14 protein-coding genes are annotated in these 13,631 nt (G+C 69.7%); 11 read left to right on the plus strand and 3 right to left on the minus strand.

Translation table 11 applies throughout. The features are described 5' to 3' along the window. The first annotated feature begins 8 nt into the window (after nt 1-8). The 7 genes from ABZ956_RS02660 (at nt 9) to ABZ956_RS02690 (ending at nt 6,554) form a co-directional block, all read left to right on the plus strand. A complete protein-coding gene (locus tag ABZ956_RS02660; RefSeq protein WP_361885796.1) occupies nt 9-572 on the plus strand; it encodes a F0F1 ATP synthase subunit B in 564 nt (187 codons plus the stop codon). Next, a complete protein-coding gene (locus tag ABZ956_RS02665) occupies nt 569-1,384 on the plus strand; it encodes a F0F1 ATP synthase subunit delta (RefSeq protein ID WP_361885799.1) in 816 nt (271 codons plus the stop codon). Before ABZ956_RS02660 ends, ABZ956_RS02665 begins: the two co-directional genes overlap by 4 nt. A gap of 144 nt (nt 1,385-1,528) precedes the next feature. Next, nucleotides 1,529-3,100, plus strand: coding sequence for a F0F1 ATP synthase subunit alpha (atpA, locus tag ABZ956_RS02670; RefSeq protein WP_361885802.1), 1,572 nt, complete (start codon nt 1,529-1,531; stop codon nt 3,098-3,100). Between the two features lie 2 nt (nt 3,101-3,102). Beyond that, on the plus strand, nt 3,103-4,023 hold the full coding sequence (locus ABZ956_RS02675) for a F0F1 ATP synthase subunit gamma (RefSeq protein WP_361885805.1): 921 nt from the start codon (nt 3,103-3,105) through the stop codon (nt 4,021-4,023). Next, on the plus strand, nt 4,024-5,466 hold the full coding sequence (gene atpD / locus ABZ956_RS02680; protein WP_361885808.1) for a F0F1 ATP synthase subunit beta: 1,443 nt from the start codon (nt 4,024-4,026) through the stop codon (nt 5,464-5,466). A gap of 129 nt (nt 5,467-5,595) precedes the next feature. Further along, complete coding sequence (locus ABZ956_RS02685) at nt 5,596-5,973, plus strand: F0F1 ATP synthase subunit epsilon (RefSeq protein WP_360907030.1); 378 nt, start codon at nt 5,596-5,598, stop codon at nt 5,971-5,973. A gap of 116 nt (nt 5,974-6,089) precedes the next feature. Beyond that, nucleotides 6,090-6,554 carry a DUF2550 domain-containing protein gene (locus ABZ956_RS02690; RefSeq protein ID WP_361885811.1) on the plus strand — a complete coding sequence of 155 codons (465 nt, stop codon included), beginning with the start codon at nt 6,090-6,092 and terminating at the stop codon, nt 6,552-6,554. Between the two features lie 51 nt (nt 6,555-6,605). On the opposite strand, the gene ABZ956_RS02695 is transcribed toward ABZ956_RS02690, so the two are convergent. Next, entirely contained in the window at nt 6,606-7,184 is a 579-nt protein-coding gene (locus ABZ956_RS02695) for a hypothetical protein (protein WP_361885814.1), read from the minus strand. A 158-nt stretch (nt 7,185-7,342) separates the two neighbouring features. On the opposite strand from ABZ956_RS02695, the gene ABZ956_RS02700 reads away from it, so the two are divergent. The 3 genes from ABZ956_RS02700 (at nt 7,343) to ABZ956_RS02710 (ending at nt 11,340) form a co-directional block, all read left to right on the plus strand. After that, nucleotides 7,343-8,545 (plus strand): histidine kinase, encoded by a 1,203-nt coding sequence (locus ABZ956_RS02700; protein ID WP_361885817.1) that lies wholly within the window; start codon nt 7,343-7,345, stop codon nt 8,543-8,545. Continuing rightward, the gene (locus ABZ956_RS02705; RefSeq protein ID WP_361885820.1) at nt 8,542-9,204 is read left to right on the plus strand and encodes a response regulator transcription factor; all 663 of its coding nucleotides are present in this window, start codon (nt 8,542-8,544) and stop codon (nt 9,202-9,204) included. The genes ABZ956_RS02700 and ABZ956_RS02705 overlap by 4 nt, the downstream gene beginning before the upstream one ends. A 144-nt stretch (nt 9,205-9,348) precedes the next feature. Then, nucleotides 9,349-11,340 (plus strand): glycoside hydrolase family 18 chitinase, encoded by a 1,992-nt coding sequence (locus ABZ956_RS02710; RefSeq protein WP_361886660.1) that lies wholly within the window; start codon nt 9,349-9,351, stop codon nt 11,338-11,340. A gap of 59 nt (nt 11,341-11,399) precedes the next feature. Here the strand turns inward: ABZ956_RS02710 and ABZ956_RS02715 are convergent, their stop codons facing one another. Beyond that, complete coding sequence (locus ABZ956_RS02715; RefSeq protein WP_361885823.1) at nt 11,400-11,972, minus strand: cob(I)yrinic acid a,c-diamide adenosyltransferase; 573 nt, start codon at nt 11,970-11,972, stop codon at nt 11,400-11,402. Nucleotides 11,973-11,985: 13 nt separating this feature from the next. After that, nucleotides 11,986-12,150, minus strand: a complete 165-nt coding sequence (locus ABZ956_RS02720; RefSeq protein ID WP_361885826.1) for a hypothetical protein — start codon at nt 12,148-12,150, stop codon at nt 11,986-11,988. Nucleotides 12,151-12,214: 64 nt separating this feature from the next. Between ABZ956_RS02720 and ABZ956_RS02725 the strand changes: the two genes are divergently transcribed. Further along, on the plus strand, nt 12,215-13,615 hold the full coding sequence (locus tag ABZ956_RS02725) for a transposase (protein WP_361885828.1): 1,401 nt from the start codon (nt 12,215-12,217) through the stop codon (nt 13,613-13,615). The last annotated feature ends 16 nt before the right edge of the window (nt 13,616-13,631 follow it).

Raw genomic sequence — 13,631 nt, forward strand, 5'->3', positions numbered from 1 at the left:
GCACTGATGTGTACGCCCTGACGCACCTGGCGTCCGAGGAGATGGAAAACCCGCTCCTCCCGCCGATGCCAGAGCTCGTCATCGGCCTTATCGCCTTCCTCATCGTCTTCCTGTTCCTCGGCAAGAAGCTCCTCCCGAACATCAACAAGGTTCTGGACGAGCGCCGGGTGGCCATCGAGGGCGGCATGGAGAAGGCCGAGGCCGCCCAGGCCGAGGCTCAGCAGGTACTCGAGGACTACCGGGCCCAGCTCGCCGACGCCCGCCACGAGGCCGCGCGTCTGCGCCAGGAGGCGCAGGAGCAGGGCGTCGCGCTGATCGCCGAGATGCGGTCCGAGGGCCAGCGGCAGCGTGAGGAGATCATCGCTGCCGGTCACGCCCAGATCGAGGCCGACCGCAAGGCCGCCGCGGCCGCGCTGCGCCAGGACGTCGGCCAGCTGGCCATCGACCTGGCCGGCCGGATCGTCGGCGAGTCCCTCGCGGACTCCGCCCGCCAGAGCCGGACCATCGACCGCTTCCTCGACGCGCTCGAGAACAAGTCGGTCGACGTGAAGAAGGCCGAGGCGAGCCGATGAGCCTGGCGAGCCGGGAGGCCCTGGCCTCCGCACGCGAGAGCCTCGACGCGCTGGCGGACAACACGTCCGTGGACGCGGCGAAGCTCGCCGCGGATCTCACCGCCGTGACCGCGCTGCTCGACCGCGAGGTCTCGCTGCGTCGGGTCCTCACCGACCCGGCGCAGTCCGGCGAGGCCAAGGCCGAGCTGGTCACGCGCCTGCTGGCCGGGCAGGTCGGCGGCGAGTGCGCCGACCTGGTCGCGGGCATGGTCCGCTCCCGCTGGTCGAACTCGCGCGACCTGGTCGACGCGATCGAGGAGCTGGCCAGCGGCGCCGACCTCGTCGCGGCCGAGCGCGCGGGCGACCTGGACGACGTCGAGGACGAGCTGTTCCGCTTCGGCCGGATCGTCACCTCGAACCCGGAGCTGCGCGCCGCGCTGACGGACAAGGTCGCCGACCGGTCCGCCAAGGCGGCCCTGCTCCGCGAGCTGCTGGGCGGGCGGGCCAACCCCGTCACCGAGCGCCTCGTCGTCCGACTGGTGACCGCGCCGCGTGGCCGTAGCCTGGAAGGTGGGCTCACCGCCCTCTCCAAGCTGGCCGCCGACCGCCGGGACCGCATGGTCGCGGAGGTCGTCTCCGCGGTCCCGCTGAACGAGCAGCAGAAGCAGCGCCTCGGTGACGCGCTGGCCAAGCTGTACGGACGGCGTGTCCACCTCAACCTGGACGTCGACCCCGAGGTCCTCGGCGGCATCCAGGTGCGGATCGGCGACGAGATCGTCAGTGGCACCATCGCGGACCGTCTCGCCGAGGCGGGCCGCCGGATGGCCGGCTGACCAGCCACCAACTCAAGAGCATGTACTGACGGCCCGAGTTGGGTCGACGGTGTCCTCTGGGGGCCCGCAGCGCAGCTGCTGTGGGAGCAAGTCCCCAGACCCCCAGAATTACTTCGGGCCCAACAAGGAGAGCAGGGAACCCAGATGGCGGAGCTCACGATCCGGCCGGAGGAGATCCGGGACGCACTGGAGAACTTTGTCCAGGCGTACAAGCCGGACGCGGCCTCGCGCGAGGAGGTCGGTACGGTCAGCGTTGCCGGCGACGGCATCGCGAAGGTCGAGGGTCTGCCCTCGGCCATGGCGAACGAGCTGCTGCGGTTCGAGGACGGAACCCTCGGTCTCGCCCTCAACCTCGAGGAGCGCGAGATCGGTGCGGTCGTCCTCGGCGAGTTCAGCGGCATCGAGGAGGGCCAGCCGGTGCAGCGCACCGGTGAGGTGCTCTCCGTCGCGGTCGGCGAGGGCTACCTCGGCCGCGTCGTCGACCCGCTGGGCAACCCGATCGACGGCCTCGGCGAGATCGCGACCGAGGGCCGCCGCGCCCTCGAACTGCAGGCCCCCGGCGTCATGGTCCGCAAGTCGGTCCACGAGCCGATGGAGACCGGCTACAAGGCCGTCGACGCCATGACCCCGGTCGGCCGTGGCCAGCGTCAGCTGATCATCGGTGACCGTCAGACCGGCAAGACCGCGCTGGCCGTCGACACGATCATCAACCAGCGCGACAACTGGCGCTCGGGCGACCCGAAGAAGCAGGTCCGCTGCATCTACGTCGCCATCGGCCAGAAGGGCTCCACCATCGCGTCCGTGCGCGGCGCGCTGGAGGAGGCCGGCGCCCTGGAGTACACGACGATCGTCGCGGCTCCGGCGTCCGACCCGGCCGGCTTCAAGTACCTCGCGCCGTACACCGGCTCGGCCATCGGCCAGCACTGGATGTACCAGGGCAAGCACGTCCTGATCGTCTTCGACGACCTGTCGAAGCAGGCCGACGCCTACCGCGCCGTCTCCCTGCTGCTGCGCCGCCCGCCGGGCCGTGAGGCCTACCCGGGTGACGTCTTCTACCTGCACTCCCGTCTGCTGGAGCGCTGCGCCAAGCTCTCCGACGACATGGGCGCGGGTTCGATGACCGGTCTGCCGATCGTCGAGACCAAGGCGAACGACGTGTCGGCGTTCATCCCGACCAACGTCATCTCCATCACCGACGGCCAGTGCTTCCTGGAGTCGGACCTCTTCAACGCCGGTCAGCGCCCCGCGCTGAACGTCGGTATCTCGGTCTCCCGTGTCGGTGGCTCCGCCCAGCACAAGGCCATGAAGCAGGTCTCCGGCCGCCTCCGTGTGGACCTGGCCCAGTACCGCGAGCTCGAGGCGTTCGCCGCCTTCGGTTCCGACCTGGACGCCGCCTCCAAGGCCGCCCTGGAGCGCGGTAAGCGCATGGTCGAGCTGCTGAAGCAGTCGCAGTACGCCCCGTACTCCACCGAGGACCAGGTCGTCTCCATCTGGGCCGGCACCACCGGCAAGATGGACGACGTCCCGGTCGAGGACATCCGCCGCTTCGAGCGCGAGCTGCTGGACTACCTGCACCGCGAGCACAAGGGCCTGATGGACAGCATCCGTGAGGGCGGCAAGATGTCCGACGACACGCTGCAGTCCGTGGCCGACGCGATCACGTCCTTCAAGCAGCAGTTCGAGACCTCGGACGGCAAGCTGCTGGGCGAGGGCTGAGCATGGGTGCCCAGCTCCGGGTCTACAAGAGGCGGATCAAGTCCGTCTCCGCGACCAAGAAGATCACCAAGGCGATGGAGATGATCGCCGCCTCGCGCATCGTCAAGGCACAGCGCAAGGTGGCCGCGTCGACTCCGTACGCCAGTGAGCTCACCCGGGCAGTGACCGCGGTTGCCACCGGCTCCAACACCAAGCACGCCCTGACCACCGAGGTGGAGAACCCGACCCGGGCCGCGATCCTGCTCGTCACGAGCGACCGCGGTCTGGCCGGCGGCTACTCCTCCAACGCGATCAAGGCCGCCGACCAGCTCACCACCCGCCTCAAGGCGGAGGGCAAGGACGTCGTCACGTACATCGTCGGCCGCAAGGGCGTCGCGTACTACGGCTTCCGTGAGCGCCCGGTCGTCGACTCGTGGACGGGCTTCACCGACAGCCCGACCTACGCCGACGCCAAGAAGGTCGCCGGCCCGCTGATCGAGGCCGTCCTCAAGGACACGGCCGAGGGCGGCGTGGACGAGCTGCACATCGTCTTCACGGAGTTCGTGTCGATGATGACGCAGACGCCGGTGGAGAAGCGGCTGCTGCCGCTGAGCCTCGAGGCGACGGCCGAGGAGTCGGAGGTGGCCAAGGACAAGATCCTGCCGCTGTTCGACTTCGAGCCGTCGGACGAAGGCGTGCTCGACGCACTGCTGCCGCGGTATGTCGAGTCCCGGATCTACAACGCTCTGCTGCAGGCCGCCGCTTCCGAGCACGCGGCCCGCCGCCGGGCGATGAAGTCGGCGACCGACAACGCCGAAGAGCTCATCAAGTCGCTCACGCGGCTTGCCAACGCGGCCCGACAGGCCGACATCACCCAGGAAATCAGCGAGATCGTCGGAGGCGCCAGCGCCCTGGCCGACGCGACCGCGGGGAGTGACCGATAAATGACCACCACTGTTGAGACGGCCGCCGCGACGGGCCGCGTCGCCCGGGTCATCGGCCCGGTCGTCGACGTGGAGTTCCCCGTCGACGCGATGCCGGAGATCTACAACGCCCTGACCGTCGAGGTCTCCGACCCGGCCGACGCCGGCAAGAAGAAGACCCTGACGCTCGAGGTCGCGCAGCACCTGGGCGAGGGCCTGGTGCGTTCCATCGCCATGGAGCCCACCGACGGCCTGGTCCGCCAGGCCCCGGTGACCGACACCGGCGACGGCATCACCGTCCCCGTCGGCGACGTGACCAAGGGCCGGGTGTTCAACACCCTGGGCAAGATCCTGAACGACCCCGAGGCCGAGTCCGAGGTCACCGAGCGCTGGTCCATCCACCGCAAGGCCCCGGCGTTCGACCAGCTCGAGTCGAAGACCGAGATGTTCGAGACCGGCCTGAAGGTCGTCGACCTGCTGACCCCGTACGTCAAGGGCGGCAAGATCGGTCTGTTCGGTGGCGCCGGTGTCGGCAAGACCGTGCTGATCCAGGAAATGATCATGCGTGTGGCCAAGCTGCACGAGGGCGTTTCCGTCTTCGCCGGCGTCGGTGAGCGCACCCGTGAGGGCAACGACCTCATCCACGAGATGGCGGACTCCGGCGTTCTGGACAAGACCGCGCTGGTCTTCGGCCAGATGGACGAGCCCCCGGGCACCCGTCTGCGCGTCGCCCTGGCCGGTCTGACCATGGCGGAGTACTTCCGCGATGTGCAGAAGCAGGACGTGCTGTTCTTCATCGACAACATCTTCCGCTTCACCCAGGCCGGCTCCGAGGTCTCGACCCTGCTCGGCCGCATGCCGTCCGCGGTGGGTTACCAGCCGAACCTCGCCGACGAGATGGGCCTCCTCCAGGAGCGCATCACCTCGACCCGTGGTCACTCGATCACCTCGATGCAGGCGATCTACGTCCCCGCGGACGACCTGACCGACCCGGCCCCGGCGACGACCTTCGCCCACCTGGACGCCACGACCGTTCTGTCGCGTCCGATCTCGGAGAAGGGCATCTACCCGGCGGTGGACCCGCTGGACTCGACGTCCCGCATCCTGGACCCGCGCTACATCTCGCAGGACCACTACAACGCGGCCTCCCGCGTCAAGGGCATCCTGCAGAAGTACAAGGACCTGCAGGACATCATCGCGATCCTCGGTATCGACGAGCTGGGCGAAGAGGACAAGCTGGTCGTCCACCGCGCCCGTCGCGTCGAGCGCTTCCTGTCGCAGAACACCCACGCGGCGAAGCAGTTCACCGGTGTCGACGGTTCGGACGTTCCGCTGGACGAGTCCATCGCCGCGTTCAACGCGATCTGCGACGGTGAGTTCGACCACTTCCCGGAGCAGGCCTTCTTCATGTGCGGTGGTCTCGAGGACCTCAAGAAGAACGCCAAGGAGCTGGGCGTCTCCTGATCCACGGGCCCGCAAGGGCCCCGCGATCGGCCGTCCGGGGGCGGGGCACTCCCGCCCCCGGACGTCACGTCCCCTATTCTTTGACCCAACACCCGCCGCGCCCGGCGGGTGGAGACCCGAGGAGCCACGTTGGCTGCTGAGCTGCACGTCGAGCTGGTCGCGGCGGACCGAAGCGTCTGGTCCGGCGAGGCCACCATGGTCATCGCGCGTACCACATCGGGTGACATCGGCGTCATGCCCGGGCACCAGCCGCTGCTCGGTGTGCTGCAGTCCGGCCCGGTGACCATCAAGACCACCGACGGTTCCACCGTCGTCGCGGCGGTGCACGGGGGCTTCATCTCGTTCGCCGACGACAAGCTCTCGCTGCTCGCCGAGATCGCGGAGCTTGCCGACGAGATCGACGTCGAGCGTGCCGAGCGGGCGCTCGAGCGCGCGAAGGCGGAGGCCGACGCGGCCGCCGAGCGTCGCGCGGATGTCCGGCTGAAGGCGGTCACGGGCGTTCGCTAGCCCGACCCGCTTCGAGTACGTCCCTCAGCCGCGGACCGGCCTGGAACAATTCCAGGGCGGTCCGCGGCTGAGGCAATAACGCAGGTGCGATTGCTCTAGATGATGCGAGGAGGTCGGTGGAGATGGTCCTCGCTCTGCTCGTGAGCGGCATCGTCGTGCTGCTGGTGCTTTTGGGGCTCTTCGTCTTCGGGCTGCGCAGGCGGCTCATCCAGCGGTCCGGCGGCACCTTCGACTGCAGCCTGCGCTGGAACGTGGCCCAGGAGCCGGACACCGCCCCCGAGCCGGCCGGCAAGGGCTGGGTGTACGGGGTCGCCCGCTACAACGGTGACCGGATCGAGTGGTTCCGGGTCTTCTCGTACGCGTACCGGCCGCGCCGCACGCTGGAGCGGGACTCCATCGAGGTGCTGCGCCGCCGGACGCCGCAGGGCGAGGAGGAGCTGGCGCTGCTCTCGGATGCCATCGTCCTGGTCTGCGTGCACCGCGGTACGCACCTGGAGCTGGCGATGAGCGAGGACGCCCTGACCGGCTTCCTGGCCTGGCTCGAGGCGGCCCCGCCCGGGCAGAGAGTCAATGTTGCTTGAACAAGGCTTCTCTCTGGATGGGGGTCCCCCCGGACGGAGTCTGGGGGAGGGTCAACGTCGCTTGATCAGGTCCGGTGCGTCGGATTCCGGGCTCTCCACGGCCTTCGGCTCCTTGGGCCAGATCGTGTAGCTCAGCGCGATGACCACGTTGATGCCGATGACCCAGAGCATCTTCGACTGCCAGGTCCGCAGCGAGCTGATGTCGCCCGAGCCCACGTACCAGATGGCCGCCTGCAGCAGGCCCATCGCCACCACCGCCGCCAGCACCCACTTCCCGGCGGTCTTCCACTCGTGCACCGTGCGTGCCGTGCCGTACTTCGGCGGCTGCACCGGCGGCGGGCCCCCGGCGAAGCGGTGGGCGAAGCGCTGGTCGACCCATTTGATCGTGGAGTGACCCAGCCCCACCGAGAAGCCGATGTACACGGCGGCCAGGCCGTGCTTCCAGTCCGCGTGGGCACCGTTCTTCAGGTCCACCGCCGTGGCGATCAACAGGATCAGCTCCAGGACGGGCTCCAGCAGTAGCACCGCGGCCCCCGTGCGGGGCATGCGGGCCAGGTAGCGCAGGCTCAGCCCCCCGGCCAGCAGCACCCAGAAGCCCACTTCGCAGATGACGATCAACGTGACGATCACAGCTCTCTCCTTTCCTCGTCCTCAGCGTGACCGCCGCCACCAGCGGATTCGTCGTCGCGCGTGACGATCTGCGACTGCATCCTTCGATGTACTTCCGCCGCCGCCGAGGAGCGCGGCAGTGGACGACCGCACCCTCGGCCCCGTGCTGAGATGGACCCATGCCCGTCCGCCTCACCCTGAGCCCGCCCGATCGCGTCGCGCTGCTCATCGCCGCCGCCGGACTGGCGGGCGGCGGCCTGCTGTACGCGCTGGGGCTGCGCAGCACCCCCCTCGCGGGACTGCCGGGCCGCCTCGCGCTGGTGGCGCTGGTCGTCATGGCCGGGGCCGAGCTGCTGCGCCGCCGTGCGCCGCTGACCGCCCTGGCCATCGGGACGGCGGCGTTCGCGCTGGACGTCTGCGCGGGCAGCCTCGTCGCCAACGTCGGCATGTACACCGACCTCGTCTACGCGGCGGTGCTCTACGGCCCGCCCGCCGCCTACCGCCGGATCCCGCGCGCCACCGAGGCGATCACCGTGCTGGGGACGCTGCTGGCCGTGGCGCTGATCCGCGACCCCACCTCGCTGCTGGTCGGGATCGCGCTGGCGGTCGTCCTGGTGGCGCCGGCGTGGACGGGCGTGGGGGTGCGGGTGCACCGCGACGCGGCCCGGGCGGCGCGGCTGGCCGCCGAGCGGACCGCGCTGCTGGCGGAGCTGGACCGGCGGGAGGCGGTGGTCGCGGAACGGGCGCGGATGGCCCGGGAGCTGCACGACATGGTCGCCGGGCACCTGTCGGCCATCGCCATACACTCATCGGCCGCCCTGTCGATCGACGAGCCTGAAGCCTCCCGCGAGGCCCTCGGCGTCATCCGGCAGAACAGCGTCCAGGGGCTCGCCGAGATGCGCCGGCTGATCGGTCTGCTGAGGGAGGCGGCCGGTGCGGACGAGCCCGCGCCCACACCCCGGCTCGACGGCCTGGACGCGCTGCTGGAGCGGGCCCGCACCAGCGTGCACGACGACCGTTTCTCGTTCGTCCTGCGCGACGAGCGGGGTGCGGGGAAGCTGCCGGTGCCGGTCGAACTCGCGGCCTACCGCATCGTGCAGGAGTCGCTGACCAACGTGGTCAAGCACGCCGCGCCCGGCCCGGTGCTCGTGGAGCTGACCCGGGACGGGGACGGCGCCGGACCGCTGACCGTACGGGTGGCCAGCGTGCTGGGCGGGGACACCGGGCCGCGTGCCCCGGGGGCCGGGGCGGGCCTGGTCGGGATGCGTGAGCGCGTCGCGCTGCTGGGCGGGACGCTGGCGGCGGGCCCGGTGGCGGACGGCGGCAAGCTGTGGGAAGTACGGGCCGAACTGCCCGTGGAGAGCGAGGAGAAGACCTCATGACGGTCCGTGTTGTCGTTGCCGAGGACCAGGCCGCCGTGCGGTCCGGGCTCGTGCTCATCCTGCGCTCGGCGCCCGGCATCGAGGTCGTCGGGGAGGCGGGCGACGGCGAGGAGGCCGTGCGGCTGGCCCGGGAGCTGCGCCCGGACCTGGTGCTGATGGACGTACAGATGCCGCGTCTGGACGGGGTGTCCGCCACCCGGCTGATCACCGCCGAGCGCCTCGCCGACGTGCTCGTGCTGACCACCTTCGACCTGGACGAATACGTCTTCGGGGCGCTGCGGGCCGGGGCCGCCGGCTTTCTGCTCAAGGACAGCGAGGCCCGTGACCTGGTGGCGGCGGTGCGGACCGTCGCGGGCGGCGAGGGCCTGATCTCCCCGGCGGTCACCCGCCGCCTCATCGCGGAGTTCGCCCGCCCCACGCCCGTACGCTCCCCGAACGGCCCCGACCCGGCCGTGCTGGACGTGCTCACGCGGCGGGAGCGGGAGGTGCTGGCCCGGGTGGGGGAGGGGCTGTCGAACGCGGAGATCGGGGAGCGGCTGGGGATGGCGGAGGCCACCGTGAAGACCCATGTCAGCCGGCTGCTGGGGAAGCTGGAGCTGCGCAGCAGGGTGCAAGCGGCCGTGCTGGCACAGGAGTTGGGTCTGGTCCAGACCTCTTGACCATTGGTACGGACCTTCTTACGCTCCCCTCACAACGCGCACCCCCCACCCTGTCCGACCTCACCAGGGGAGCACCCCTTGAGCACAGGAAACCTGGGACGTTACAGACGCAGCGGACACCTCACCCGCATCACCGCCAGAGCCGTGACGGCCGCCCTCGCGGCGCTGCTGCTCCCGCTCGCCACGCTCGTCGGCCTGGCGGCGCCGGCCCATGCGGCGCCCTCCGCGACGGCGACATTTGTCAAGACCTCCGACTGGGGGACGGGCTTCCAGGGCCAGTGGACGGTCAAGAACACCGGCACCACCGTCCTCGACGGCTGGACCGTGGAGTGGGACTTCCCCGCCACCACCACGGTCGGCTCCTTCTGGGACGCCCTGGTCAGCGGCTCCGGCGGCCACATCACCGCCAAGAACCGCGAATTCAACGGCACCCTCGCCCCCGGCGCCAGCGCCACCTTCGGCTTCGTCGCCTCCGGCGACGGCGAGCCCGCCGGCTGCACGCTCAACCGCGGGCCCTGCGACGGCACCTCCGGCGGCGACAGCGTGCCGGGCGCGCCCGGCACGCCCGTCTCCACCGGCGTGAGCGCGACCAGCGTCTCGCTGAAGTGGGCCGCCGCCACGGACGACAAGGGCGTCAAGAACTACGACGTCCTGCGCGGGGGCGAGAAGGTCGCCACCGTCGCCAAGCTCGCCTACACCGACACCGGCCTGAGCCCCGGCACCGAGTACAGCTACACGGTCGTGGCCCGCGACACCGCCGACCAGACCGGCCCGGCCAGCGCCCCGCTGACCGTACGGACCACCGGCTCGGGAGAGCCCCAGCCGGGCGGCGACTACATCAGGGCCGGCTACTTCGTGCAGTGGGGCATCTACGGCCGCGGCTACACCGTGAAGTCCCTGGACACCACGGGCGCCGCCGCCAAGCTCACCCACATCAACTACTCCTTCTCCAACATCGACCCGAACAACCTCACCTGCCTCAATGGCGTCACCAAGGCCACCACCCCCAACCCGCAGGACCCCAGCCAGGGGGACGGCGCCGGTGACGCCTGGGCCGACTACGAGAAGGGCTTCGGCGCCGGCGAGTCCGTCGACGGCGTGGGCGACACCTGGGACCAGAAGCTGGCCGGCAACTTCAACCAGCTGAGGAAGCTCAAGGCCAAGTACCCCAAGCTCAAGGTCAACATCTCGATCGGCGGCTGGACCTACAGCAAGTACTTCTCGGACGTCGCCAGGACCGACGCCTCGCGCCAGAAGTTCGTGAAGTCCTGCATCGACATGTACATCAAGGGCAACCTGCCGGCGACCGGCGGGCGCGGCGGTACCGGCGTCGCGGCCGGCATCTTCGACGGCTTCGACATCGACTGGGAGTGGCCCGGCGCCGAGGGCCACGCCGGGAACCACGTCTCCAAGGACGACAAGGCCAACAACACGCTGCTCTTCGCGGAGTTCCGCAAGCAGCTCGACGCGCTGAGCGCCACGACCGGCAAGAAGTACCTCCTCACCGCCTTCACCCCGGCCGACCCCGCGAAGATCGACGCCGGCTGGGACATCACCACCAAGGACGGCACGCCCAGCGTCCTGGACTACATGGACTTCGCCAACGTCCAGGGCTACGACTTCCACGGCTCCGGCAGCGACAACAGCTGGGAGCCGAACCGCACCGGCCACCAGGGCAATCTCCACCCCGACCCCAAGGACCCGTACGACACGAAGTTCAGCGTGGACAAGACCGTCCAGACCTACCTCGACGCCGGCGTCGACCCCCGCAAGGTGGTCATCGGCCTCGCCTTCTACGGCCGCGGCTGGCAGCAGGTCGCCGACGGCGGTGCCCGCGGCGTCTGGCAGAGCGCGGGCGGCGCGGCCCCCGGCCAGTTCCCCGAGGAGGCCGGCACCCGCGGTTACGACAACCTGCTGGCCTCCGTGCCCAACCTGACCGTCCACCACGACGAGGCGACGGTCGCGACGTACGGCTACACCGGGAACAACGGCCAGTGGTGGACCTTCGACGACGCGTGGTCCATCGGCAAGAAGACCGCCTGGCTCAAGCCGAAGAAGCTCGGCGGCGTCATGATCTGGGAGATGTCCGGTGACAGCGGCACGCTGATGAAGGCTGTGGACGACGGCCTCCGCTAGCACCCGCCCCCACGGACCGGCCGGGGAGCCGGACGGCCCCCCGACTCCCCGGCCACCCGCTACCGGTTCTCGCCGGGTACCCAGAGGATGTCGCCGAGCTCCTTGTTCGCCGTCCTCGCGAGAATGAACAGCAGGTCCGACAGGCGGTTGAGGTAGGTCGCCGTCAGGGGGTTCATGATGTCGGCGTGCAGCTCCAGCGCCGCCCACGTCGAGCGCTCGGCGCGGCGTACGACCGTGCACGCCTGGTGCAGCAGCGCGGCGCCCGGCGTGCCGCCGGGAAGGATGAAGCTGCGCAGCTTCTCCAGGTCCTCCAGGAACCGGTCGCAGTCCGCCTCCAGCTTGTCGATGTAGGACTGCTCCACGCGCAGCGGCGGGTACTTGGGTTCCTCGACGACGGGAGTGGCGAGGTCGGCTCCCACGTCGAAGAGATCGTTCTGCACTCGTACGAGCACCTTGACGACCTCGGGCGCCAGCTGTCCCAGCGCGATCGCGACCCCGATCGCGGCGTTCGCCTCGTTCGCGTCGGCGTACGCCGCGATACGGGTGTCGGTCTTCACGGTGCGGCTCATGTCGCCGAGGGCGGTGGTGCCGTCGTCACCGGTGCGGGTGTAGATGCGCGTCAGATTGACCATGGTCCGAGCGTAGTCACGCCCCGGCCCGACGGAAGTACCGTGTGCCCGCCGCCACGGACGCCACCATCAGCGCGAGGGCGGCCAGGGTGCCGTGCAGCAGGGCGGGTGCGGCGTAGTCACCGGTGAAGGCGGCCCGTACTGAACGGTACGTCCATCGCTCAGGCGTCCTGCCTGTCACCCGTTCGACTGCTCGTGAGTGAAACCAAGCCTGCGGGCACCTGTGAGACCGGATGCTGTGGTGCATGGGCGATGTCGAACAACCACAGCAGCTACGCACTGGAGAACGCGCCGAGCGTCCTGTTGTGCGGCGCACGGTGAAACTGCGGTTGTATCCGACAGCTGAGCAGGAGCTCCGGCTTGCGGAGCAGGGGCATGCGGCTCGGGCGCTGTGGAACTTGCTGCACGAGTGGTACACGTTCCACGCTCCTCATCGGTGGCCGTCGTTCAAAGAGGCGGACGCGGCGATCCGGCAGGCTCGCCGCGAGGTCGAGTGGCTGGCGGCGCTCCCGGCACAGGCCTGTCAGCAGGTACTGAAGCAGTACATCCATGCCTGGCAGGCCTACTGGAAAGGGACGCGAGGGCGTCCGGGCTTTCATGCGCGGGTTCGTAGGCGGCTGTCGGTGGACATGCCACAGGCTCAAGCACTGAAGGTCGCGCGTCTGAACCACCGATGGGGTGAGACCAATCTGACGCTGGTCGGGCGGGTGCGCTTTCGGTACTCACACGAGCTCCCTGGCCTTGGCAAGCAGGCCCCGGCGGGCAAGATCACGGGGGCTCGCCTGGTACGGGAGGTCAATGGCTGGCACATTGTCTTCCGCTGTGCGTTGTGGCGAGAGCTACCGGCACCGGGGGACCACACGGGGTCCGCAGTGGGCCTGGACAGAGGCGTGGCGGTATCAATCGCCACCTCGGACCCGGACGAGCCGTATCACACTCACAAGCCGTGGTTGAGCCCCAAAGAGACGGAGAGGTTGCGCCGTCTGGAGCGGAAGGCTGCCCGGCAGCGGAGGGCTGCCCGCCCCGGCCAGGCTGTGTCGCGACGGTTGCAGCGCACGTACGCTCAGATTGCAGCCCTACGGGGTCGCGAGAAGCGGCGGCGGGCAGACTGGCAGCACAAGGTCACCACCAAGCTGGCCGCTCGCTGTGCCTTGATCGGGATCGAGCAGCTGAACGTGCGAGCCATGACCGCTTCAGCGCGAGGCACCGAGGAGCGGCCCGGCAAGGGCGTGGCCCAGAAGTCCGGCCTGAACCGGGTGATCTTGAGTGAGGGCTGGTCGCAGCTTGCGACGCTACTGGAGTACAAGTCGGCCGAACGGGGCGGGATGGTCGTTCGGGTTCCGGCTCGCTACACATCGCAGAGGTGTTCCGCTTGCGGAGAGGCGGACCCGCGGAACCGCGAGAGCCAAGCGGTCTTCGTGTGCACGAATCCCGAGTGCGGATATGGGCCGGTCAACGCCGATGTGAATTCCGCCTACAACATCAAGACCGACGCCATCCTCGCAGCCACATGGCCGCGAGGACCGGCGAGCTTGGCCGCCCTGGGAAGCAGGGTGGACGGACGCAGCGTTCCCGCCTGGCGGAAACGCAGGCCACGGCGTTGGCCGAGGCCGAATCGTCAACCGATCTGCCCGGAAGTCGCGTGATATGCGGCATACGAGC

Source organism: Streptomyces sp. NPDC046261, from assembly GCF_040646235.1.
Classification (GTDB): domain Bacteria; phylum Actinomycetota; class Actinomycetes; order Streptomycetales; family Streptomycetaceae; genus Streptomyces.